This window comes from Virgibacillus sp. 7505, assembly GCF_002272135.1.
Lineage (GTDB): Bacteria > Bacillota > Bacilli > Bacillales > Amphibacillaceae > Terribacillus.
In genome coordinates, this window is the sequence record NZ_NPBF01000292.1 from 1 (window position 1) to 239 (window position 239).

The 239-nt window shown below is 45.2% G+C and carries 1 protein-coding gene; it reads left to right on the forward strand.

All coding sequences use genetic code 11. The features are described 5' to 3' along the window. Positions 1-130, forward strand: a 130-nt coding sequence (locus CHH91_RS21530; RefSeq protein WP_141234249.1) for a cyclic pyranopterin monophosphate synthase MoaC, incomplete at its 5' end; no start/stop codon positions are given. Positions 131-239 lie beyond the last annotated feature (109 nt).

The following is a 239-nucleotide window of genomic DNA, read 5'->3' on the forward strand; positions in this document are numbered from 1 at the left end:
TTCCACAACTGTCGATTCGGAAGCCCTGATGGCTGCCACGGTTACAGCGCTCGCGGTATTTGACTCTTGTAAATCTATTTCTCAAAGCATTGTTCTAGGTCCTTGTTACCTCTCAAGAAAACGTACATAAACAAAGCGAACCGTATATGGAAACGGTTCGCTTTTTTGGTAGCTTTAATCTGCCAACACGTTTAACGATTCACGGTTGAAAGCTGGCAAATCATCAGGCGTCCGGCTTG